The sequence below is a fragment of the Actinomadura meridiana genome, assembly GCF_039537545.1.
GTDB classification, from domain to species: domain Bacteria; phylum Actinomycetota; class Actinomycetes; order Streptosporangiales; family Streptosporangiaceae; genus Spirillospora; species Spirillospora meridiana.
Genome location: NZ_BAABAS010000006.1, coordinates 629,649 through 650,982 on the forward strand (window position 1 = coordinate 629,649; position 21,334 = coordinate 650,982).

Annotated in this window: 22 protein-coding genes; 12 read left to right on the forward strand and 10 right to left on the reverse strand. The window is 69.5% G+C overall.

The window, feature by feature from the left end; genetic code table 11:
- Positions 1 to 119: 119 nt before the first annotated feature.
- Positions 120 to 683: a D-glycero-alpha-D-manno-heptose-1,7-bisphosphate 7-phosphatase gene (locus ABD808_RS15955; protein ID WP_344896855.1), complete on the reverse strand. Its 564-nt coding sequence runs from the start codon at positions 681 to 683 to the stop codon at positions 120 to 122.
- Positions 684 to 798: 115 nt separating this feature from the next.
- On the opposite strand from ABD808_RS15955, the gene ABD808_RS15960 reads away from it, so the two are divergent.
- Positions 799 to 1,515 carry a sulfotransferase family protein gene (locus ABD808_RS15960; RefSeq protein WP_344897950.1) on the forward strand — a complete coding sequence of 239 codons (717 nt, stop codon included), beginning with the start codon at positions 799 to 801 and terminating at the stop codon, positions 1,513 to 1,515.
- A 27-nt stretch (positions 1,516 to 1,542) separates the two neighbouring features.
- Here the strand turns inward: ABD808_RS15960 and ABD808_RS15965 are convergent, their stop codons facing one another.
- The gene (locus tag ABD808_RS15965; RefSeq protein WP_344896858.1) at positions 1,543 to 2,265 is read right to left on the reverse strand and encodes a sulfotransferase family protein; all 723 of its coding nucleotides are present in this window, start codon (positions 2,263 to 2,265) and stop codon (positions 1,543 to 1,545) included.
- Positions 2,262 to 3,275, reverse strand: a complete 1,014-nt coding sequence (rfaE2, locus tag ABD808_RS15970; protein WP_425548929.1) for a D-glycero-beta-D-manno-heptose 1-phosphate adenylyltransferase — start codon at positions 3,273 to 3,275, stop codon at positions 2,262 to 2,264. Before rfaE2 ends, ABD808_RS15965 begins: the two co-directional genes overlap by 4 nt.
- A 113-nt stretch (positions 3,276 to 3,388) precedes the next feature.
- On the opposite strand from rfaE2, the gene ABD808_RS15975 reads away from it, so the two are divergent.
- Both ABD808_RS15975 and ABD808_RS15980 read left to right on the forward strand, forming a co-directional pair.
- Positions 3,389 to 3,790, forward strand: a complete 402-nt coding sequence (locus ABD808_RS15975) for a hypothetical protein (protein ID WP_344896864.1) — start codon at positions 3,389 to 3,391, stop codon at positions 3,788 to 3,790.
- Positions 3,739 to 4,506, forward strand: a complete 768-nt coding sequence (locus ABD808_RS15980; protein WP_344896867.1) for a carbamoyltransferase C-terminal domain-containing protein — start codon at positions 3,739 to 3,741, stop codon at positions 4,504 to 4,506. Before ABD808_RS15975 ends, ABD808_RS15980 begins: the two co-directional genes overlap by 52 nt.
- On the opposite strand, the gene ABD808_RS15985 is transcribed toward ABD808_RS15980, so the two are convergent.
- The 4 genes from ABD808_RS15985 to ABD808_RS16000 form a co-directional block, all read right to left on the reverse strand.
- The gene (locus ABD808_RS15985; RefSeq protein ID WP_344896870.1) at positions 4,493 to 6,526 is read right to left on the reverse strand and encodes a phosphocholine-specific phospholipase C; all 2,034 of its coding nucleotides are present in this window, start codon (positions 6,524 to 6,526) and stop codon (positions 4,493 to 4,495) included. The two genes, ABD808_RS15980 and ABD808_RS15985, sit on opposite strands and share 14 nt — an antisense overlap.
- 134 nt (positions 6,527 to 6,660) lie before the next feature.
- Positions 6,661 to 7,623, reverse strand: a complete 963-nt coding sequence (locus ABD808_RS15990; protein ID WP_344896872.1) for a TolB-like translocation protein — start codon at positions 7,621 to 7,623, stop codon at positions 6,661 to 6,663.
- Positions 7,620 to 8,843 carry an MFS transporter gene (locus tag ABD808_RS15995; protein ID WP_344896875.1) on the reverse strand — a complete coding sequence of 408 codons (1,224 nt, stop codon included), beginning with the start codon at positions 8,841 to 8,843 and terminating at the stop codon, positions 7,620 to 7,622. The genes ABD808_RS15990 and ABD808_RS15995 overlap by 4 nt, the downstream gene beginning before the upstream one ends.
- A gap of 53 nt (positions 8,844 to 8,896) precedes the next feature.
- Positions 8,897 to 9,799, reverse strand: coding sequence for a metallophosphoesterase family protein (locus tag ABD808_RS16000; RefSeq protein WP_344896878.1), 903 nt, complete (start codon positions 9,797 to 9,799; stop codon positions 8,897 to 8,899).
- Between the two features lie 979 nt (positions 9,800 to 10,778).
- Between ABD808_RS16000 and ABD808_RS16005 the strand changes: the two genes are divergently transcribed.
- From ABD808_RS16005 to ABD808_RS16040, 8 genes are all read left to right on the forward strand, one after another.
- Positions 10,779 to 11,279, forward strand: coding sequence for a glycosyltransferase family protein (locus ABD808_RS16005; protein ID WP_344896881.1), 501 nt, complete (start codon positions 10,779 to 10,781; stop codon positions 11,277 to 11,279).
- Positions 11,280 to 11,464: 185 nt separating this feature from the next.
- On the forward strand, positions 11,465 to 12,022 hold the full coding sequence (locus ABD808_RS16010; RefSeq protein ID WP_344896884.1) for an RNA polymerase sigma factor: 558 nt from the start codon (positions 11,465 to 11,467) through the stop codon (positions 12,020 to 12,022).
- A complete protein-coding gene (locus ABD808_RS16015) occupies positions 12,019 to 12,936 on the forward strand; it encodes a hypothetical protein (protein WP_344896887.1) in 918 nt (305 codons plus the stop codon). The genes ABD808_RS16010 and ABD808_RS16015 overlap by 4 nt, the downstream gene beginning before the upstream one ends.
- 94 nt (positions 12,937 to 13,030) lie before the next feature.
- A complete protein-coding gene (locus ABD808_RS16020) occupies positions 13,031 to 13,153 on the forward strand; it encodes a hypothetical protein (RefSeq protein WP_344896890.1) in 123 nt (40 codons plus the stop codon).
- 35 nt (positions 13,154 to 13,188) lie between these two features.
- Complete coding sequence (locus ABD808_RS16025) at positions 13,189 to 13,461, forward strand: hypothetical protein (RefSeq protein ID WP_344896893.1); 273 nt, start codon at positions 13,189 to 13,191, stop codon at positions 13,459 to 13,461.
- Positions 13,458 to 14,666 carry a peptidoglycan-binding protein gene (locus tag ABD808_RS16030; protein ID WP_344896895.1) on the forward strand — a complete coding sequence of 403 codons (1,209 nt, stop codon included), beginning with the start codon at positions 13,458 to 13,460 and terminating at the stop codon, positions 14,664 to 14,666. The genes ABD808_RS16025 and ABD808_RS16030 overlap by 4 nt, the downstream gene beginning before the upstream one ends.
- A complete protein-coding gene (locus ABD808_RS16035; protein ID WP_344896898.1) occupies positions 14,567 to 15,214 on the forward strand; it encodes an ABC transporter ATP-binding protein in 648 nt (215 codons plus the stop codon). Before ABD808_RS16030 ends, ABD808_RS16035 begins: the two co-directional genes overlap by 100 nt.
- Positions 15,211 to 16,398, forward strand: a complete 1,188-nt coding sequence (locus tag ABD808_RS16040; protein ID WP_344896901.1) for an ABC transporter permease — start codon at positions 15,211 to 15,213, stop codon at positions 16,396 to 16,398. Before ABD808_RS16035 ends, ABD808_RS16040 begins: the two co-directional genes overlap by 4 nt.
- 17 nt (positions 16,399 to 16,415) lie before the next feature.
- Here ABD808_RS16040 and ABD808_RS16045 read toward each other — a convergent pair whose 3' ends face one another.
- Positions 16,416 to 16,979, reverse strand: a complete 564-nt coding sequence (locus tag ABD808_RS16045; RefSeq protein ID WP_344896904.1) for an NADPH-dependent FMN reductase — start codon at positions 16,977 to 16,979, stop codon at positions 16,416 to 16,418.
- 36 nt (positions 16,980 to 17,015) lie between these two features.
- Positions 17,016 to 18,167, reverse strand: a complete 1,152-nt coding sequence (locus ABD808_RS16050) for an FAD-dependent oxidoreductase (protein ID WP_344896907.1) — start codon at positions 18,165 to 18,167, stop codon at positions 17,016 to 17,018.
- A gap of 99 nt (positions 18,168 to 18,266) precedes the next feature.
- Here ABD808_RS16050 and ABD808_RS16055 point away from each other — a divergent pair, with 99 nt between their 5' ends.
- Entirely contained in the window at positions 18,267 to 19,478 is a 1,212-nt protein-coding gene (locus ABD808_RS16055) for a TetR/AcrR family transcriptional regulator (RefSeq protein WP_344896910.1), read from the forward strand.
- Positions 19,479 to 19,653: 175 nt separating this feature from the next.
- Here the strand turns inward: ABD808_RS16055 and ABD808_RS16060 are convergent, their stop codons facing one another.
- On the reverse strand, positions 19,654 to 21,321 hold the full coding sequence (locus tag ABD808_RS16060; RefSeq protein ID WP_344896913.1) for an Hsp70 family protein: 1,668 nt from the start codon (positions 21,319 to 21,321) through the stop codon (positions 19,654 to 19,656).
- Between the last annotated feature and the right edge of the window lie 13 nt (positions 21,322 to 21,334).

Below are 21,334 nucleotides of genomic sequence, written 5' to 3' on the forward strand. Positions count from 1 at the left end.
GGTGTTGCGGCAGGTCAGGACGATGATGATCCTGGCGTGGGCGAGCCACGTCCGCTACTATCTGTGCCTGTTTGATCACAGCTTCTACCTTGTGGTCCCCTAGAAGCAGACTTATCCGCTCAAGTGAGTGACCGGACGGCTGACAGTAGGTCTCGGGCGCTGCCCAGGTGGGTTGGCCCCGTGCCCTCTGGCGGGGCGCCCTTGCCGGACTGGACGTGGATCGACCAGCAGCCAGCGGCTTGGGCGGCGGCCATGTCCGACTGCTGGTCGCCGATCAGCAGGGTGCGATCGGGGCGGGCCCGCGCGCGTTTCAGTGCGGCGTGGAGCAGACCGGGGCGGGGTTTGCGGCACGGGCATCCGTCATCCGGGGTGTGGGGGCACGCGAAGATGTCGTCGAGCGAGAAGCACGCGGGGCGAAGCCCGTCGATCATGCAGCAGTGGATGGCGTTCAGCTCGGCGTGGGTCAGCACGCCCCGTCCGACGTTCGACTGGTTGGTCACCACCATCGTGCGGGTGCCCGACTCCGCCAGCATGCGGACGGCCCTTCGTGCCCCGGGAAGCCATTCCCAGTCGGACCAGTGGCGCACACCCTGGTCCAGGTTGCGGTTGAGGACGCCGTCCCGGTCCAGCAGGACGAGGTCAAGGTCGAGGCCCGCCAGTTTCTCGTTGCGTGCTGTGTCCATTGGCCGCCGCTGGTCGGTGCGACTGCGGAAAGATATCCCTTGCTTCTCTTAATATCAGAGTTCGGAGAGGGTGTGATGTCGCCACGGCGGGAACGACGCAACTGTGAACAGACTTGTGCCTGATCCGGTTTTTCTGTTGTCGTCGGTGCGGTCGGGATCGACGCTGCTCCGTTGTGTCCTGGACAGTCACTCAATGGTCCATTCGCCCCACGAACTGCATCTCGCCAAGCTTCGGGTGGTGTTGGCGAACGAGTTCGGCGAGGGCGCGATGAAGATTCTCGGGGTGACGCGGCGGGACTTGGAGCACCTGCTGTCGGACCGGCTGCTGCATCGGGAACTGGTTCGCAGCGGCAAGCACGTCATCGTGGAGAAGACGCCGGACAGTCTGTGCCATTGGGAGCGGTTGAGGGAGTGCTGGCCGGACGCCCGGTACATTTTTCTGCTGCGCCACCCCGCCCATATCGTCGACTCGCTGTACACCGCCCATCCGGAGTTGGGGCGGGAGCGGCTCTATGCGGAGCATCTGGAAAGGTTCGTCGAGCCAATGCGGCGGGCGCGGGAAAGTCTCGACGGGATCGCCGTACGCTATGAGGATTTCACTGCCGATCCAGAGACCGAGGCCAAGCGGATCTGCGCGTACCTGGACGTCCCGTGGGAGCCGACCATGCTGGAGTACGGACGGGTTTCACGCCGATTCCGCTATGGGATCGGCGATTGGGGAGACAGGATCAGGTCCGGCCGGATTCAGTCGATGCGGCCCCTGCCGCTCCCGGACGAGGTCCCTGACCAGCTGCGCGACTGGTGCCGGGCGTGGGGTTACATGCCCGCCTGAGCCTGGCCCGGCCTGGCCCGCCAGGGGTCAATCGAGATATCCCCATTCCCGGCACCATGGGCGCAGCTCGTCGGGTATCTCCTCTGGGCGCGGGGCCGGGCGCGCCCGGTGTATGCGACCAGAACTGATCTTCTCTCCCCAGTCTCCCACTCCCGGAGCGAACACCCGTTCACTTTTGGTGTAATCCAGCATGTCCGGGTCCCAGTCGACGTCGAGGTGGTGGCAGACGTCCTCGATGACTTGTCGCGGGTTGGCGGTGAGCTCCTCGTACCGCACGGTGATCCCGGTGAGGTTCGCCCGCGCGTCTCGCATTGGTGCGACATCATGAACCATCCGTAGGAGCAGCATGTCAGGGCTGAATTCGGGGTGATTGTTGACCAGTGACTCGAAGATGTGCATGGGGTGTCGGAGCAGGAAGATGTACCGGGCGTCCGGCCAGCACTCTCGTAGCCGTTTCCAATGGCTCAGGTTCTCCGGCGTCTTCTCCACGATGATCCGCTTGCCGCTGCGGGTCAGCTCCCAGTGCAGCAGGCGGTCCCACAGCAGGTGTTCCAGATCGTCGTTGGTGAGTCCGAGTGCTTCGATGGAGTTGCGTGCGAAGTCGTCCTCCATCTCGACCTGAATCTGGCGGAGGTGCAACTCGTGCGGCGCGCGTATGTCGGGGTGGGCGTTCAGGATGGACCGCAGAAGTGTCGAGCCCGACCGGGGCGCGGAGATGATGAACGTCGGCGTGACCAGAGTCGTTTTCATGTCATTGTCCTGATGTCCTGACGCGCCACCTCGATCAGCCGGGTCGTCGAGCGTCCCGGAACGTAGGGGACCGTGAGCGTCTGTCCTCCCCAGGAGGCCAGCAGGTGGGCCTCGGGAAGTTCGGACACCGTGTAGTCCCCGCCCTTGACCCAGATGTCCGGGCGCAGTGCCGTCAGTGGCGCCTCCGGGGTGTCCTCGTCGAACACCGTCACCGCGTCGACGCACTCCAGTGCCTCCAGCAGGGCGCGCCGGTCGGCGCAGCCGTTGACCGGACGGTCACGGCCCTTGAGCCGCCGGATCGAGGCGTCGGAGTTCAGGCAGACGACCAGGCAGTCGCCGAGGACGCGGGCGGCGCGCAGCATGGCGATATGGCCGAGGTGCAGGATGTCGAAGCAGCCTCCCGTCGCCACCACGGTTCCGCCGGTGGCGCGCGTGGCGGCCACGACCTCCTCGGCGAGGCGGGGCGGGGCGGGCGACCACGAGGCCCGGCGGCCCGGCATTCCGATCGCCTTGCCGGACGGTGTGGTGAAGGGGATTCGCACACGGGAGTCGGTCACGTAAGTGGCGTGCTCTCGTCCACCCACTGTCGGACGGTCCGTCGTTGGCTCGCCGGTCGGCGCCGTGGCCAGACCCGCGGCGCCGCCCGCCGCGACATGGGCACCGGCGTGGCCGACGGCGGCCGTCACCGCCTCGGACGGGAGCGCGCCGCCGCCGAGTTCCAGTGCGACCGAGGCAGCGAAGGCGTCTCCCGCGCCGCAGGTGTCGGTTTCGGGGTGCGCGGTGCCTGGGACGATGAGCGGAATGTCCTCCCCGAGCGACAGCAGGGCGCCGAGACGTCCCATCGTCACCGCGACGGCGGTCGACGACCAGTGCCGGATGAGCGCGGACGCACACCGCGCGGCCAGCGAGAGGACGTTGCCCTCGCCCGGCTTCTCTGCGGCCGTCACCGCCGGGTGCGCGGCGTGCAGGGCCTCCGTGAGGTTCGGCGTCGCGATACGGGTGCCTGCCACGGGTGCGCGATACCGGGTGAAATCCTTATTCTGGTGGCCTTGGGCCGCTTCTGGTCCGCCGCCGCGCCGGTCAAGAGTCGGCACCGACGGAAGCGTCGTCCTCGGGCATCGAAGTGGCCTCGGACGCGGGGACCGCCGTCGTCCACGGATCTCCCGCCGCCTGGCCGGAGAACCAGGCGATCGTCCGTCCCAACCCTTCGTTGGCGGGCACCCGCGGCCTCCAGTCCAGCAAAGAATCAATGATCGGTGTCTACAAGCGCTGCGTCCGGGTGGGAACGGCGCTGGCCGAACGCGGGCACGAGGTTCTGCTCGCACCCCATGGCATGAAGTTGCCCGCGGAGGAGCCGCCGGGTATCACCTTCGTGGAACTGCCGTTCACCCCACCGCAGGACAAGGACGATTGCTTCGGCCTCGCCGAGGAAGGGCCGAACAGGTTGCGAGATTCTTCGCGGCGGGAAAGACAATGGGCCTCGCGGCGTATGGGCGCGCGGCCCGGCTCCAGGTGCCCGAGCTGACGACGTTCGACGACGCCGAATACCGACCAGTCGTGGTGGACGACCCCGTGGTCGCAGGCCATGACCCGGCCGACATCCGCGCGCCCAGGGCCCGGCGGGAACCGTTCGTCCCCTTCACCGGTCGGACGCCCGGCCCATCGCCCGAGCACCTGGACGGGCTGGAGTTCCGCGATTTCCACCCCGACGAGGTCGCGACGCTGCTCCTGGACGGACGCATCGGTGCGATCGTGACCGGACGTTCCGAGGCCGGTCCGAGAGCCCTGTGCAACCGGTCGATCATCGCGAGGCCCGCGCCCGCGCAGCTGCGAACGCGGCTGAACTCGATCAAGGACAGGGAGCAGTGGCGCCCCTTCGGCCCGGTGGCGAGCGCCACCACGGACCGGCGCCTGTGGGACGACGTGGGCGAACTGAGCCGCTACATGCTCGGTGCCGCGCGGATGACGGAAACCGGCCTGGACACGGCCCCGGCCGTGGCGCACGTGGACGGGACGACCCGCCCCCAGGAACTGCGCCCCGGCGAGTCCCCCACCATTTCGGCCGTGCTGGACGCCATGGCGGCCCAAGGCGCCGCTCCCGTCCTCGTCAACACCTCCTTCAATGGCCGTGGCGAACCGATCGTCGACACCGCCGCCGACGCCCTGGCCGCATTCCACCGGCTCGACCTTGACTTCCTCATCCTGGAAGACCGAGTCCTGCGCAAGCTCAGTGCACCTTGATGCCGGGGTCAGTGAGGCCGGGCCGACCGGTTTCGACTCGACCGGCGAGGCGGCGCACGAAATCGCTGCCCGCGTCGCACGTGATGGTGAGGTCGTACCAATGTGACGTGCGCACCGGAAGCACCCAGTGACTCGTCCGCCCCTTCGGCCGGACGCGGAGCGTCCGTCCCCGGGAACTGTGCGAGTTGTAGCCGTCGTCAATGGCGAACCGGACGGTCCGGTCGCCCTTGTTGATCAGCGTCAGCCAAATCATGCCGTTCTTGGCGTGCGCCTCGACTTCGACCAGCGTGTCCGTCGTCCCGGCGAATCGGCGCAGAAAGCCGTTCGGGCCGTGCACCGACAGGTCGTAGCTCTCGCCATTCCATGAACCCGCCAATTCACGGCCGGACTCAACGGTGTAAGTGCGCGGATCCTGACCGGCGGCGGTGACGTAGAAGCAGGCGCCAACCTTCCCGCGGCTGGCGAACTTCAGGGTGATCCGCCCGTCCGCGACCTCACCGGCGACGCTCAGGTCGTACGGCAGCGGACGGGTGTGGCGCCGACCGCGCTCCTGCCTGAACGGCTGCCCCGTGGCCGGGATCGCCGGGACGAACGTCGAGTGCCGCTTGCGGTCCGGCGGCTCGTAGCCGTCGGTGTCGGGCAGCCTCGCCGGGCGCGCCTGCGGTCCGGCGAAGTCGAACGCGCTGGTCAGGTCGCCGCACACCGCGCGGCGCCACGGCGAGATGTTCGGCTCGCGCACCCCGAAGCGCCTCTCCATGAACTGGAGGATCGAGGTGTGGTCGAAGGTCTGCGAGCAGACCCAGCCGCCCTTGCTCCAGGGCGACACGACGAACGCCGGGACGCGCGGCCCGAGCCCGTACGGCCCGGCCACGTACCCGCCGCCGCCCGCGAAGTACTCGGTGGAGGTATCGGCGGTGGAGGCGCTCCCGGTCCCCGGCAACGGCGGATACGGCGGCACGACATGGTCGAAGAAGCCGTCGTTCTCGTCGTAGGTGATGATCAGGGCGGTCCTGCTCCAGACCTCGGGGTCGGCCGTCAGCGCGTCCAGGACCTTGGCGAGGTACCAGGCGCCGAAGTTGGACGGCCAGTTGGAGTGCTCGCTGTACGCCTCCGGCGCCGGAATCCAGGAGATCTGAGGCAGCCGCCCGTTCTTGACATCGCTCTCAAGAATGGAGAAGTAGCTCTCGCCGTCGACGGCCTTCGTGCCGGTGCGGGCCTTCTCGAACAGCGGGTCACCGGGCTTGGCGTTGCGGTAGTTGTTGAAGTACAGCAGCGAGTTGTCGCCGTAGTTGCCGATGAACGCGTCATCCGTCCAGCCCCAGCTTCCGGCGGCGTTCAGGCCATTCCCCTCGTCCTGGTAGACCTTCCAGGAGATGCCCGCCTTCTCCAGCCGCTCCGGATAGGTCGTCCAGCCGTAGCCCTTTTCCTCGTTGCCCAGGACCGGTCCACCGCCCGTGCCGTCGTTTCCGGCGTAACCGGTCAGCATGTAGTAGCGGTTGGGATCGGTGGCACCGAGGTACGAGCAGAAGTACCCGTCACAGATGGTGAACGCGTCGGCCAGCGCGAAATGGAACGGGATGTCGCCCCGATCCAGGTAGGCCATCGTGTACTTCGACTTCGCCGGGACCCACTTGTCGTACCTGCCGTTGTTGAACGCCTGCTGACCGTCGTTGCGGCCGTGCGGCAGCCCGTACAGGTACTGCATGCCCAGGTCGTCGACCTCGGGATGGAACGGCAGGACGTCCGTCGTCCCGTCCGCCTGGTGGTAGATCGGCTTCCCGTCGGGCCGCGTGACCGGCCGGGGGTCGCCCAGGCCGCGCACACCCGACAGCGTGCCGAAATAGTGGTCGAACGAGCGGTTCTCCTGCATCAGCACGACGATGTGCTCCACGTCGCGGATCGTGCCGGTCCGGCGATGCGCGGGAATCTCGGCCGCCCGCGCGATGCTCTGCGGCAGCGCGGCCAGCCCCGCCGTCCCCCCGGCCAACTGCAAGAATCGTCGGCGACTGACCTCGCTCATGCCTGCCTCCCGAATGCGAGACGGTCGGTGATCCTCAAACCCCGACAGATCGTCTTCGCCGCCGGTGGCGCACGCGTGTACGCGGCCGAAACTGCCGCCGAAGCTCTCGCGGCCCACGCCACCACGACGAGAGGTCACGGCATCGGCGACGCCGAACTCGCGTTGTCGAGCAGGAGCCGTGGTCGTCCCGGGCCGGATGCCGGGACGGCCCACGTCTGGTTCGTGCCGTCGCTGAGTTGGAGCGTGTAGCCGACGGTGTGGTCGTCCAGCCAGACGGGTTGATCGTCGACGTTGCGGGTCTCGGCGAGCGATGCCGTCCTCAGCGTGGCGAGGTCGAGCGTCGACAGGCGCCAGCCGCGCTTCGGGTCGCCGCCGATGGCGGACTTGAACGCCAGGCGGGTGCCGTCCGGCGACAGGGACGGGCACTCGACGTTGGGCGCGAGCGCCCGGACCGTCCGGGCCGCGAAGTCGCCTTCGACGAGGTAACGTCCGCCGCCCGTGGACAGCGTCGCGTAGAACCGGTTGTCGTCGGCGGCGAACGTGATGCCCCAGAAGTTGACGTCCCGGTTCCGGTACGGGACGCCCTCCCTGGTGATCGCGAAGTCCTCCAGGGACGTGACGAGGCGCCCGGTCCGCGTGTCGAGGACGCCCGCCCGCGTGGAGAACCCCGTGGTCGCGTAGCTGTGACCGTCGATGAAGAGCGTCCAGGCGACCATCCGTCCGGACGCCGACACCCGCAGCCGGTTCGGGAACCCGGTCAGCGGGACGCGCCGCCGCTGGCGCAGCCCGGCGTCCATGACGACCAGCGCGCCCGCGCTCAAAGCCCCGACCGGGCGCAGGCAGGCGACCGTCCCGGCGGCGGCGTAGGCCCGGTCGCACTCCACCGAGGTCACCCGCCGCGACCCGGGCGGGGACGTGTAGGACAGCCGCCCGTTGGTGAGGAACTGGAGCCGCCGACCGTCGGCCGTCCCACCGCCGGAGGCCCGGCCCTCGGCGGGCGCGGGCTCCGCGCCACGGAACACCGTGTACACGACAGCTACGGCCGAGAGAAGCACGGTAGAAACCAGCAGAACAATGACGCGGGAGCGCACGTTCACGGGGTAGCCCCTTCTGACGGACGGAGGACGACGGCGGTCCCGGCGAGCGAGACGACGCTGACGAAGGCGGCGGCCAGCAGCGCCGGACGTGTGCCCCACACCTGCCACGCCACCCCGAACAGCACCGACGAGAACAGGTACGCCAACGCCTGCCCGCTCTGCACCAGCGCGATGCCGGTCGTCCGCAGGCCCGCCGGGAGCAGCGGCCCGGCCAGCGCGATCAGCCCGCCGTCGGTCGCGGCGTAGAACGTCCCGTGCAGGACGACGGCGGCGCCGACGAGCCAGAGCCCCCCGGACCCGAGCCCCAGCAGCAGGTAGATCGCGGTAAGCGTCAGGTAGCCGCCGAGCACCACGGGCAGCCGTCCGACCCGGTCCGCGAGTATGCCGAAAGGCGTGGCAAGCAGCAGGTAGACGCCGCTGGTGGCGACCGCGAGCAGCGGGAACCAGCCGAGCGCGAGGTCCGCGCGCTCGGCGACCAGCAGGTAGGTGAAGCCGTCCCCGATCGTGGCGAGCCCGAGCAGGAATGAGGCGGGCACCAGCCGCCGGGCGGCGGGCCCGCGCAGCAGCTCCCGCCAGCGCAACTCCTCCCGCTTCGGTTTCGGCCCCGGCCTGTCGCGGACGAACAGCACGAGCACCATGACGCCGAGCAGCGCGACACAGAAACTCGTCATGATGACCGAGTCGAAGGACCCGGGCGCGGCGGCGAGGACGGCGAGCGCGACCAGCGGACCGGCGAACGCCCCGGCGGCGTCCATCGTCCGGTGCACGCCGAACGCGCGTCCGAGCCGGTCGGGCGGCGTGCAGAGGGTGATGAGCGCGTCTCGCGGGGCGGTGCGCAGGCCCTTGCCCGCGCGGTCCGCGGTGAGCGCGAGGCCGATCCCGGCGCCGGAGCCCGCCGCGGCGAGCAGCCCGAGCTTCGCGACCGCGGACGCGCCGTACCCGAGCAACGCCACCGGCTTGCGCCGGTCGACGAGGTCGGCCACGTACCCGCCGACGAGGCGGAGCAGGACGGTCGCCCCGGTGTAGAGCCCGTCGATCGCTCCGTAGGCGGCCGGGCTGAACTGGAGTCCGACGACCAGGTAGAGCGGCAGGATCGCGGTGACCATCTCGGCGGAGACGTCCGTGATCAGGCTGACCGCGCCGAGGGCGACCACGTTGGCGGCGACAGGCCCCGCGCGGCGCTGGCCCCTGGCTGGACGGGTGAGGGTGGAAAGGTACACGCCCGCTCCTTGGGGAGGGCCCGGCGCGCCCCCGCCACGCCGGGTCCCGGACATCAGTGGCAGTTGGTGGTGCCGCTGTCGGCGTAGGTCTTTCCGGCCTGCGGGACGAACTGCCAGTCGTAGCTGTTCGCGTGCAGCGTCAGCTTCAGGACGCCGTACGTGTCGCTGTTACGGGCCTGGCTGTTCGGCTGGATCGTGCCGAACGAGTAGTGGCTCGCCCCGCCCATCCCGGCGACGAACTCGCGGACACCCCGCGTGGAGTCGGCGACGCCGCTCGGGTTCATCGGCGCGAACCGCTCGTACTGGTGGTTGTGTCCGGTCAGGATGACGTCGGCGTTGTTGTCGTAGAGCGCCTGCACCAGCGGACCCACCGCGGTGTTGGGGGAGTGGTTGGCGCCGGACGTCCACCGCGGGTGGTGCCAGTAGGCGACGGTGCACGGCTTCGGATGAGCGGCGAGGTCGGCCCGCAGCCACTGCTCCTGCGCGCCGCCCGCCGCGCAGCCGCCGCTGATCGACCCGCAGTTGGAGTTGATGGCGACGACGTGCCAGTTGGCGCCGATGTCATAGGAGTAGTACCCCTTGGATGGGTCGCCCGCGGCGGCACCGAAGTACCCGTAGTAGCCGCTGGCGCCGGACGTGTTGTAGTCGTGGTTGCCGGGCGACGGCCGGGTGCGCGCCTTGTGCCGTCCCCACGTGGGGTTGTAGTAGGTGTTGAACTCGCTGGCCGTGCCGTTGTCGTAGACGTTGTCGCCGGTGGTGAAGACCGTCCCGTCGATGCCGTCGAGCAACGCCGCCGTCGCGGTGTCGCCGCTGCCGGAGTTGCTGATGTCACCGGCGCCGACCAGCACCGGATCGGCCGCCGCCGAGGCCGCGCCGGGCAGCGCGACCGCCGCGATCGAGGCGGCCCCGAGGACGCCCGCGAGGGCGATCCCGACCACGCTTCTGCTTGGAGCCATGTCCACTCCTTTACGGGGGAATTGGGCACTCCGGACGGTAATTCCACCGTTACAAGTTCTGGCGATGCCACGGCGAGCGCACACCATCTATCAGATGAATGACGCCAGAAAACAAAGATCCGTAAAGACCAAGAGTCACCAGTTTGGGACACCCCGCCACCGAATAACTTCCAAACCCGTAACGCGACCACCGCCGTACTCCAGCCAAGGGGACCGGTGGACGCGGTCAGCTGATCTGGGGTGGCCTACTCGGATGAGCTACCCTGACCGAAGATCAGTGGTCCACATGGACGAAGACACTTTGCTCGAACTCGTAGTCCTCTTGTCGTACCTCGCCGGGCTGGTGAGCACGAGCGCACCGAAACGACCTTCTCCCACGTCCCTGCGTCATGATCTTGGAGTGCGGCCATGACGAAACTTCTCAAGCAGCCCCCGAAGAGCGTCGTCCTAGTGTTGAACGCCCGTTTCGTTCCAGCGGACAGGGATCGCCCGTACCTGTACGGAGCCGTGCAGCACGCGATAAGGACTGCGGATTTACTGAACGCCGAAGGTATTCAGGTAGCTTTCCTTCTGTACCTGCGAGACGAAGAGCGGCAGCTCCCTCGATTAGAAAGGACCATGGTTCTCGGGCAGTTTCCCGCTCTGACGATGCGCTTCAATTTCAGGATGAGCGAGGATGTCCTCTCCAAGACCGCGAGCCTCGCGTCCATCCAGGACGCGGGGCTCGCTGCACTCATGGCACGAGAGACCTACCAGTGCCTGGAGATATCCGGGATTCAGGAGGCGGTTCTCGGCAACGCCGGAATCGCCGAGAACCGAATCCACCGGCTCCCGCAGCCGCTCCAGTCGGATGACACGTCGGCCTCGCTCCCGCCCGCCCGGGTGAAGGACTTCGTGGAAAGCCGCCGGAGTCCGGCCAGCGGGACATTCGCCATCACGGCGGTTTTCCCGCTTCGACTTCTTCAAAAACGTAGACCTGATGATCGAAGGGACGCGGATCGCCGTCGAGTCGGGAGACCTGGACGGAGTGATCGTCATAGGCGGCTCCACCGACGACCCGGACCGGCAACGGCTCCGCAGTTCGTTACCCGCCGAACTCGCGAAGTCGTACCTCTTTTTGGAGAAGCTTCCGCGACAGTTGCTCGTGAACGGGTTGTTTCCCTACCTCGTCAGCAACACAACCGCCACGATCTTCGTTTGCTCGTCCCGCTACGACCTCGTGCCGTACACGGTGCTGGAGGCGGCGCGATCGGGATTGTGCACCATAGTGCCAAGCGGCGGCCTTGTGGGCGCGTCAGAGTATCTGCCAACTGAGTATCAATTCCGTCCAACGCCGAGCGGGCTAGCTTCCAGGATCAGTGCTCTGACCAGCGATGACGATCTTTCTCTGAACTTCCGGCCGGTCGCTGAATCAATCCACAGAGACACTGGCGACGACGCCTTCATGAAAGCGTTCTTCGCCCACTGCCTCAGTGCTTGATGGCGTCCTGCGACGACTGGCATGCGATCGCTTCACTGCGGAGCCGCTGTGCGCCGTGCTCGGGCCATCGGCCCCGTGGACGGCGGGTGGCGAGGCCCAGGACGTCCAGGAGAAAGTTCTCACGGGGGGTGTAACGCGGGCTCTGGTCTGGACATCTGCTGGGGTGGAGGCCGAAGGAGGACCGTGTGGGCCAAGGCGCGAGCGACAGGCAGCGCTTGGAGGAGATGTACGCGGCGCACTTCGACGCTGTGGCGCGCTACGCGTCGCGCCGGACGAACTCGCCGGACGACGCCGTCGACGTTCTCGGCGAGACGTTCCTGACGGCCTGGCGCCGTCTGGACGACGTCCCTCAAGGCGACGAGGCCAGGCTGTGGCTCTACGCGGTGGCCCGCCGGGTGCTGGCCAACCATCGCCGGGGCGCCGCCCGGCGGGAGCTGCTGGTCACCAGGCTTCGCCGGGAGTTCGCCGAGGTGACCGGCGTGCAGCGGCCCTCGGACACCGGCGCGGTCCAGGCCGCCTTCGGGCAGCTGTCGGACGATGACCGGGAGCTGCTGTCGCTGACCGGCTGGGAGGGACTCTCGCCCGGCGAGATCGCGCAGGTCCTGGGCTGCAAGGCGGGTACGGCGCGCGCTCGCCTGCACCGGGCGCGCAAACGGTTCGCTCGCGCGCTGGCGCGTGAGGGCGTGGACGTGGAGCGGTACGGGACGCGGGCGGTGGCGATGGCGGAGGGAGTGCTCGGATGAGCATCGACGAGATCATGAAGCACATCGACCCGGTGCCCTCCGTCCCGCCGAGGGGCGCGGGCGCGCGGGAGCTGCTCGACGAGATCACCGCCGTCCCCCGGGACACCGCCGGACGGAGCCACCGGCGTGGGGTCCGGTTCCGCCAGTCGGCCGGGCCGCCGCGCCGGTGGTTCGCAGTGGCGGTGGCCGCGGGGCTGGCGGCGGTCGTGATTCCCGTGAGCTGGCTGTTGCCGGGTGTCTTCGGGGCAGCCCCGGCCGCCGCGCTCGACATCAGGATGGAGGGCGGTTACTACATCGTCACCGTGAAGGACGCCTTCGCCGATCCCGACCGTTATGAGGCGCAGCTCCGGAAGGCCGGTCTCGACGTCTCGCTGCGCGTCGTGCCCGTGTCGCCGAGCCTGGAGGGAACCATCTTCCAGCCGTACGACCCGCGCGAGAACGGGCTGAGCACCGCGCAGTTGTCCCGGCGCAAGGATGTCGTCCAGTCCATCGAGAAAGCGGGGGCGTGCGCGTCCTCCTACTACTGCACGATCGGGGTGAAGATTCCCGTCGGTTACCGCGCCTACAAGGGTCCGGAACATCGGGGGCCCGCCGTCATCAGCCTCGGGCGCGAGGCCCGTCCGGCAGAGCACTACACGGCCTTCGCCGGAATCAACAACCCTGGCGAGCCTCTTCAGTGCTTGCGGATCGTGGACAAGACCGTCGACGAGGTGCGTTCGATGATGCGCGCGCGGGGCGTCACCGCCGCCGACTTCGCCGTTCCGTTGCGCGGAACGCGCGCCTCGGTGCCGGGGTCCTGGTACGTCCACGAAGGCTGGCTGAGCCAGCCGGGTAAGGCGTTGCTCGTCGCCGCCGAGACCAAGATCGGCCCGCCGTATCCTCCGCTGGCCAAGGGGTGCCCTGGCGCGCCCTAGCCGCCCGGCCTCCCGGCCACTGACACCACAGGTTCCGCGCCATTCGGCCATCTCCGGGTGCCGTCATGCCCGAAAACGACAGAGGAAGAGATTCATGAAGCGCGTCCGACTACTTTTCGTGGCCATTCTGCTGCTTTCGGTGGCGGCCTGCGGGAACGGCTCCGGTTCGCCTGACGCCGCCACCGCCACGTCCGGCGCCCCGATGCCGCGCGGCTGAAATGGGCCAGATGCCTGCGTGAGCATGGCGTCAACATGCCGGACGACCCCAAGGACCTGCCTCCGGAGGGCATGGCGGTCTCCGACAAGGCGGACAAGGCGTGCGCGGCCCTCCAACCGCCGGGCAAGACGATCGACATGAACGACCCCGAGACCCGTGACCGGATGGCCCGGTTCGCCAAGTGCATGCGGGCCAACGGCTACGACATGCCGGACAACGCGCCGCCGAACATCCAGCAGAAGAACCCGCCGCTGTGGGAGAAGGCGTCGAAGGTCTGTGCCCCCATCCTCGATGGGAAGCGCGGGTGAGGCGTCGGCGGTTCGTGATCGCCGGGGCCGTGGCCGTCGCGGCCGTGGCGGCCGGGGGCGCGGTGCTGTCCGCACGCGACGGGACCGGAACGGCGGCCGCCGAGCGGCGGCCACTCGACACCGTCCAGGTCTCCCGTGGTGACCTGGTCGACACGAAGTCGGTCGACGGCACGCTCACCTACGCGGGCGAACGCGAGGTGACCGGGGCCGCCGCCGGGGTCGTCACGTCCATGCCACGGCCCGGCCAGGTGATCGAGCAGGGCGCGGCCCTCTACCGGGTGGCGCGCCGCCCGGTCGTGCTCATGTACGGAAAACTGCCCCTTTACCGGACGCTGCGCGCGGGCGTCACCGACGGCCCCGACGTCGAGCAGCTCGAACGGTCGCTGCGCGCGCTGGGCCATGCCGACGGCGTGACCGTCGACGACCATCTCTCCGCCTCCACCGCGCGGGCCGTGCGCGCCTGGCAGCATTCCGCGGGTTTGCCGGAGACCGGATCCGTCGACGCCGCGCAGCTGATCTTCCTGCCCACGGCGGTGCGGGTCACCGAGACCAAGACGGCCGTCGGCGACCGGATCGGCCCCGGCACCGCCGTGCTCGTCGTGACGGGCACCGAACATGTCGTCCACGTCGACCTGAAGGTGACCGACCAGCCCCTGGCCAGGCGGAACACCCGGGTGACCGTCGAACTGCCGAACGGCACCACGGTCCAGGGGAAGATCGCCTCCGTGGGCGCCGTCGCCCAGCGGAAGGGCTCCGGCCAGGGTTCACCGGGCGGCGAGAACACCGCCGAGCCCACCATCGACGTCGCGATCGCGCTGCCCAGGAGCACCGACACCGGCGGGCTCGACCGGATGCCGGTGACGGTGACGCTGGTGAGCGAACGCCACGCGGGGGTGCTGACCGTGCCGGTCGAGGCGCTCCTCGCGCTCCGCGAGGGCGGCCTCGGCGTGGAACTGGTCGCCCCGGACGGCGGCCGCCGCGTCGTCCGCGTCCGGACCGGTGCGTTCGGCGGCGGCCGGGTGGAGATCTCCGGGCCGGACGTGCGCGAGGGCGTGCGGGTCGGGGTGTCGAGATCACCGACGTCACGAAACGCTACAACGAGCAAGTGTGGGCTCTGCGGGGCATCGACCTCGGCATCGCGGCGGGTGAACTCGTCGCCATCGTGGGGCCGTCCGGTTCGGGAAAGTCGACGCTGCTGCATCTGATCGGCACGCTGGACCGCCCCTCGTCCGGGCGGGTGCGCATCGCCGGGTACGACACCGGACGCCTCTCCGACCGCGCGCTGTCGGCGTTGCGCGCCACGCACATCGGCTTCGTGTTCCAGCAGTTCCACTTGGACCCCGGCACGTCCGCGCTGGACAACGTCGCCGACGGGCTCCTGTACACGGCGTGCCCACCGTCCGAACGCCGCGAGCGGGCCCGCGCGGCCCTCCACCGCGTCGGGCTCGGGCACCGGCTGTCCCATCGTCCGCACCAACTGTCCGGGGGCGAGCGGCAGCGGGTCGCGATCGCCCGCGCCGTGCTCGGTGACCCGCCACTGCTGCTGGCGGACGAGCCGACCGGGAACCTCGACTCGACCTCCGGCGCCGAGGTGCTCGACCTGCTCGGCGACCTGCACGCCGCGGGCACCACCGTCGTCGTGATCACTCATGACGCCGAGATCGCCGGATGGTGCCCGCGGCGCGTCCACATGCGCGACGGCGCCGTCGTCACCGACGAACGCACCGGCCACGACCAGGGAGCCACCCGATGACGCTCAAGCCCGCCCGCCTGCGTCCCCGGGACGTCGTCCGGGTCGGCGCGGCGGGCCTGCGCGCCCGCCGTGCCCGGGTGGCGCTGTCGGCGCTCGGCGTCGCCCTCGGCATCGCCACGATGGTCGCGGTGATCGGGATCTCCGCGTCCGGCCAGGCCGGGCTGCTGCGCCGCCTGGACGCGCTCGGCACCAACCTGCTGCGTGTCCAGCCCGGCGAGTCGATCACCGGGGAGCGGGCGGTGCTGCCGCCCGACGCCGAGGCCAGGGCACGGCGGATCGGGGACGTCCTGTCGGCGAGCGCGACCGGCGAGGTCAGGGCGACCGTCCGCCGCACCGACCACATCCCCGTGGTGGAGACAAGCGGAATCACCGTGCAGGCCACCGGGCTCGGCCTCCTCCACACGCTGGACGGCTCCGTCCGGTCCGGGACGTGGCTCAACGACGGAACCGCCCGCTACCCGGCGGTGGTGCTCGGCGCCGTCGCCGCCGACCGGCTCGGCATCGACCACATCGGGCTGCGGGTGTTCGTCGGCGACCGCTGGTTCACCGTGACCGGCATCCTGCGGCCCCTGCCGCTGGCCCCCGAAATCGACCGGACGGCGCTCGTCGGGATCCCGGCCGCCCGAGCACATCTCGGTTTCGACGGCCACCCGACCACGCTGTACGAGCGATCGACCGAGGAGTCGGTGCGGACCGTCCGGCAACTCCTGCCCCGAACCATCAACCCCGAAAACCCGGAGAAAGTGGCGGTGTCGCGTCCCTCCGACGCCTTGGCCGCCCGCGCCGCCGCGGCGGGAACCTTCACCGGCCTCCTCCTGGGCCTGGGCGCCGTGGCCCTCCTGGTCGGCGGCGTCGGAATCGCCAACACCATGATCATCTCCGTGCTGGAGCGCCGCCGCGAGATCGGCCTGCGGCGGGCCCTCGGCGCCACCCGCGGCCAGATCCGCGTCCAGTTCCTGGCCGAATCGTTCCTGCTCTCGACCCTCGGCGGCGTCGCGGGCCTGGCCATCGGCGCCCTGGTCACCATGGCCTACGCCATCCTCCAGGACCACCCCCCGGTCCTCCCCATCTGGACGCTCGCCGGAACGGGAGCCGCGACCCTCCTCGTCGGCATGCTCGCGGGCTTCTACCCGGCCGTCCGAGCGTCCCGGCTGCCCCCGACAATCGCCCTCTCCGCCCCATAACGCCGAAGTTATCGGCGTCAGGCGGCGGCGCGCAGGGAGTCCAGGGCGGTGGACCAGGTGACGACCTGGTCCAGGACGGTGGTGAGCGCGGCGGACTGGTGTTCGGCGGGAGTGAACTCGGTGAAGCCGGTGAAGTCGTTGTGGAAACTCAGCGCGACCTGCGCGGACACGTCGGCGACCCGCAACGCTCCCAGGACGGGGCGCAGCGCCTCGACTGCACGAACACCTCCGTCGAAACCATAAGAGACGAAGGCGGCGGCCTTGTCGTTCCACTCGGCGTAGACGCGGTCCAGGGCGTTCTTCAACACCCCGGGGTAGGAGTGGTTGTACTCGGGGGTGACGAACACGAAACCGTCGTAACCGGCGACGGTCTCGGCCCACGACCTGGTGTGCCCGTGGGTGTACCGGCCAGTGGCGGGCGGCATCGGCTCGTCCAGGTGGGGCAGGTCGACTTCGGCGAGGTCGACCAGCTCGAAACTGGCGTCGGAGCGCTGGATGGCGTGCTTGAGAACCCAGTCGGCGACGGCCTCGCCGCGGCGGCCGGGACGGGTGCTGGCCAGAACGACAGCGATCTTGATCATGCGCGGATGCCTTTCGCGTGAAATAGGGGACGGGCGTCAGTGCTGCTCGTGCTCGGTGAACATCTCGACCAGGCGGGCGACGGGATCGGGGCCGAACAGCATGTCCAGCGAGGCGGCCGATGTGACCGCCGAAGTCTCGCTGCGCGGGAAAAGGTCCTTTTCGTAGGCCGCCAGGGCGGCTTCGGGGTCGCCGGGATGGTCGGCGATGGCCAGGCCGAGTTCGGCGCCGTCCAGCATGGCGAGGTTGGCGCCCTCCCCGGCGAACGGTGACATGACGTGCGCGGCGTCGCCGAGCAGGGTGACGCCGGGGACGCGGTCCCACCGGTGGCCGATCGGCAGGGCGTTGATGCGGCGCGGCACCGGGGGACCGTCGGCGTCGGTGATCAGGGCGTGGAAGGCGGGGGCCCAGTCCGCGAAGTGGGACAGTAGCGCGGCCTTCGCGGCCGGGACGTCGGTGAAGTCGATGCCGTCCAGCCAGGTCTCGGGGGCCCGCAACGCGGTGTGGACGTGCAGGCTGCCGTCGGTTTCGAGGTGGCCGAGGAACCCTCGTTCGCCGTCCAGGGCGATCAGGAAGCCGCTGCCCGCCAGCTCGGCGGACTTCGGGTGCCGGACGACGGCGTCCAGCAGATCGAGTTCGACGAAGGAGATGCCCGTGTAGGACGGGCGCGCGGAGGAGACCAGCGGCCGGATCTTCGACCAGGCGCCGTCGGCCCCGACGAGCAGATCGGTGGTGATGACGGAGCCGTCGGCGAAGGTCACCTCATGACGGCCACGCTGAGGATCGTCCAGCGGGCGAACACCGATGGCCTTGGCGTTCCACCGGACCGTGTCCTCGGGCAGGGAGTCCAGGAGCAGGTCACGCAGGTCGCCGCGGTCGACCTCGGGACGCTCACCGGTGCCGTCGTCCCGCTGCCGCAGCGCGACGGTCGCGTCGCGGTTCAGCAGCCGCAGCCCCTGCCCGCCCGGATGGATGATCTTTTCGAAGCCCTCGTGGAGGTCGGCGGCGCGCAACGCGACTTGCCCGGAGTCATCGTGGATGTCGAGCATGCCGCCCTGGGTGCGGACATGCCGCCCGGCTTCCAGGTCGAACACGTCCGCCCCGATGCCGCGCGTGCGCAGAACTCGGGCCAGCGTCAGGCCGCCCAAACCGGCGCCGATGATCGCGATGGGGTGATGCGTGGTGGTCATGACCACTCCTCAGAACAGAACGAGCATACAAGTGTTGTTGCTCCAAAAACATAACAGCTCTACTTTAGGAGTTGTTCCGGTCGGCGGTAGGCTGGACTCATGACCGACGCCACCGTGGGACGTAGAGAGCGCAAGAAGGCTCGTACCAGGCAGGCGATCGCCGACGCCGCGCTGGACCTGTTCCTGGAACGCGGCTTCGACCAGGTCACGGTCAAGGACGTCGCCGAGGCCGCCGACGTGTCGATGAGCGGCTTGTTCAAGCACTTCCCGACCAAGGAGTCGCTGGCCTTCGACGAGGATGACGACGTCCGGGCGGGCATCGTCTCCGCCGTCCGCAGCCGTCCAGAGGGAACACCCGTCCTGGAGGCCCTGCGAACCTGGCTACGCGACCACCTGTGCGACAGGTCCACCTCGCCGCGCGCCGCCGTGTTCCAGGAGCTGGTGGCGCGAACCCCCGCGCTGAACGAGTACGCGCGCCAGATGTGGCTACGCCATGAGCAAGCACTGGCCGAGGCGATCTACGAGGAGGGCCCGGACGCCCCCGGCGCCGACATCGCCGCCCGCACCGTGGCCCGATTCGTCCTGGACCGCACCCAACCCTGGCACTGCGAAGACCTCGACGCCGCCTTCACCCTGCTGGCCGAAGGCTGGCCCGCCCCAGAGCTCCGCGCCAGGGCCGACCACGCGCGAAACGACCCGACCCCCACACCTCCGGCGCACCCACCGGGACTTCGTGAACGCAAGAAGGCCCAGACCCGCCGAGCCATCACCCAGGCGGCCCTGGACCTGTTCACCACACGCGGCTACGACGAGGTCGGGGTCCGCGAGATCGCCGACGCCGCCGGGACCTCGATCGCGACCCTGTTCACCTACTTCCCGGACGGCAAGGCCAGCCTGGTCTTTCCCGGCGACCAGGCGGACCGTGCCGCCGCCCTGATCGACGTCGTCCGCCATCGCTCTCCGGACCAGAACATCGTCCGGGCACTCCACGACCACATGGCACAGCGCGGCCCGTTCAAGCCCGACCTCACCCCCGACGAACAACGGGTGATCGACCTAGCCCACGCCACCCCGGCCCTCAGCGACTACGCGCTAAGGGCTTGGACCGCAGCCCAACCCTCCCTGGCCGCAGCCATAACCCAGGAAGCCGGACTCGCGGCCGACGATGTCACCACCAGGCTCCTGACCCACTACATCCTTCAAATCCCCGACCTCGCCCGCGCCGCCACCGACCCCCGCCAGGCCTTGGACGTCATCACCAACCTCCTGGACAAGGGCTGGCCAACGTCCCTGACCAACGACCACCCCTGAACCGCCTACTCAGCCGACCGCTGCTGTCGGACACGCCATATTCGTCGCGTGTGCAGGCGTACTTCGAGCGCAGCGTCGGGCTTCGGGTGGACGTCCCGTCCGGGCCGCGGTCGGTGTGGACGCCCGATCGCCCCGGAGATCGTCTTCGGCGCGGTGGCCCGGCGTCGTCGGCCGGTCAGGGTGCTCGGCCGTGGTCGAGGTCGCGGAGGGCGGTAGTCGCATCGGGATGGTTTGGGGACCATTTCAGGGTCGCCCGCAGAAAATGCCGGGCTTCGGGGCGTTTTCCAGCCCGTAGAAAGTCCTTCGCCTGTAGATAGTTTCGTTCGGCCAGGAGGTCACGGATACGGGCGCTCGTGGGGTCGTGGTGCAGCGCGCACTTCAACCATTGCTCGTCGGTTTCGAAGCTCGTGATCCTTGGGTTGGCCATCGCGGCGGTGCAGTGCAGGTCGAGCATCTTCTCGAACACGTCCACATCGTGTCGATCCTTCTGCCAGGCCCGGTGGGACAGGGCGATCGCGTTCCGGTGATTTCCCTCGTCCAGCAGTTTCCGGGCCGCGGCGATCAGATCCTTCGCGGGCGTTGTCGCGGTGCTTTCCTGTCTTGGGGCGTCCAGGTCGTCCAGCATGGATCGGGCCTCGGTGATCAGTGCCCGCAGTTCGGTTCGCGCCACGCCGGTCCGGCCCTCGTTGATCAGACGACGAATCTCGTCAAGGGCGGCCTCCCGGGTGCCGTCGGGGAGTTGAGCGGCTTTCAGGACGGTCGCGTTGAGCGGCGGGGGCCGCGCCGCCGGCTCGCTTCGACGGGGGCCCGATTCCGGCGGATGGGCGTCGTACGGCGGCGGTGGGCGGTGGCCCAGCTCCTGCGCGTGGCGCAGGGCACCGCGGGCGAGGTCGTCGGAGGGGGCGGTGGACGTGGGACGCCCCAGCCCTTCGACGGCGTCGCGGATCGCCGGCATGCCGGTGCTGCCGCCGGTCAGCACCACCAGGTCGATCGCGTCCGCGTCCAGCTCCGCGCGGGTCAGCAGCGTGGCCACCCCGGCGAGCGTGCCGGCGGCCAGGGCCCTGACCTGCCGGTTGAACGATGACTGCTCGAACTCCACATGTCCTGTGCCGCCGGGGGTCGGAACCGGGTTCGGGAACAGCACGGACTCGGCGGCCCCCAGCCGCCACTTGACCTGTTCGGCGAGCCGCCGCAGCCACGACCAGTTCGTGCCTTCCCTCGGCGTGGCTCCGTAGCTGGCGAGTGCGGTCAGCCAACTGCCCAGGACCTGCGTGTCCAGGGTGTCGCCGCTCGGCGCCGCGTCGCCGTCGTAGCCGAGTACGCGGTAGGTGCCGCGTTCGGCCCGGACGAGGCCGAGCTCGTAGCCGCTGTGTCCCATGCCGTACACCAGATACGTGCCGCTCCCCTCACCGGCGGTCTGGCTGATGACCGACGCGGCCGAATCGGTGATCAGGCTGACGTCGGTCAGACCCGCCCGTGCCGCGGCGGCCAGCAGCGCGGCCCGCCGCGTGCTGGGGAATCGTGCCGGCACGCTGATCACCGTCTGGCCGACACTCTGGCCGGGCCCCCGGACGATCTCGGCGCGCACCAGGTCCAGCGCCTTCGCCACGACGTCCGTCGGCTCGACGTGGACGCCGTTCGGGGTGATCGGGGACGTGACGCCGAGCCTGCTCTTCAGGCTGGGGAACGACACCGGGACCGTACCTCCGGCGGCGGGCTCGCACAGAAGCCACGGCCATTCCGCGCCCGCCATCGACACGACTTTTGGGGCGGCACCCCGAGCGGCGTACGCGGCACGCAGTTTCGTACTTCCCAGGTCGATACCTATGTGGATGACCGCCACCGCCGTCCTCCTG

Excerpts from the sequence above, each read along its gene's own strand:
- ABD808_RS16020 (WP_344896890.1), top strand. The coding sequence starts at position 13,031 with ATGAAGCGCGTCCGACTACTTTTCGTGGCCATTCTGCTGCTTTCGGTG.
- ABD808_RS16005 (WP_344896881.1), top strand. The coding sequence starts at position 10,779 with ATGATCGAAGGGACGCGGATCGCCGTCGAGTCGGGAGACCTGGACGGA.
- ABD808_RS16015 (WP_344896887.1), top strand. The coding sequence starts at position 12,019 with ATGAGCATCGACGAGATCATGAAGCACATCGACCCGGTGCCCTCCGTC.
- ABD808_RS16045 (WP_344896904.1), bottom strand. The coding sequence starts at position 16,979 with ATGATCAAGATCGCTGTCGTTCTGGCCAGCACCCGTCCCGGCCGCCGC.
- ABD808_RS16050 (WP_344896907.1), bottom strand. The coding sequence starts at position 18,167 with ATGACCACCACGCATCACCCCATCGCGATCATCGGCGCCGGTTTGGGC.
- ABD808_RS16055 (WP_344896910.1), top strand. The coding sequence starts at position 18,267 with ATGACCGACGCCACCGTGGGACGTAGAGAGCGCAAGAAGGCTCGTACC.
- ABD808_RS16040 (WP_344896901.1), top strand. The coding sequence starts at position 15,211 with ATGACGCTCAAGCCCGCCCGCCTGCGTCCCCGGGACGTCGTCCGGGTC.
- ABD808_RS15985 (WP_344896870.1), bottom strand. The coding sequence starts at position 6,526 with ATGAGCGAGGTCAGTCGCCGACGATTCTTGCAGTTGGCCGGGGGGACG.
- ABD808_RS15955 (WP_344896855.1), bottom strand. The coding sequence starts at position 683 with ATGGACACAGCACGCAACGAGAAACTGGCGGGCCTCGACCTTGACCTC.
- ABD808_RS16025 (WP_344896893.1), top strand. The coding sequence starts at position 13,189 with ATGCCGGACGACCCCAAGGACCTGCCTCCGGAGGGCATGGCGGTCTCC.
- ABD808_RS16000 (WP_344896878.1), bottom strand. The coding sequence starts at position 9,799 with ATGGCTCCAAGCAGAAGCGTGGTCGGGATCGCCCTCGCGGGCGTCCTC.
- ABD808_RS15965 (WP_344896858.1), bottom strand. The coding sequence starts at position 2,265 with ATGAAAACGACTCTGGTCACGCCGACGTTCATCATCTCCGCGCCCCGG.
- ABD808_RS15980 (WP_344896867.1), top strand. The coding sequence starts at position 3,739 with ATGGGCCTCGCGGCGTATGGGCGCGCGGCCCGGCTCCAGGTGCCCGAG.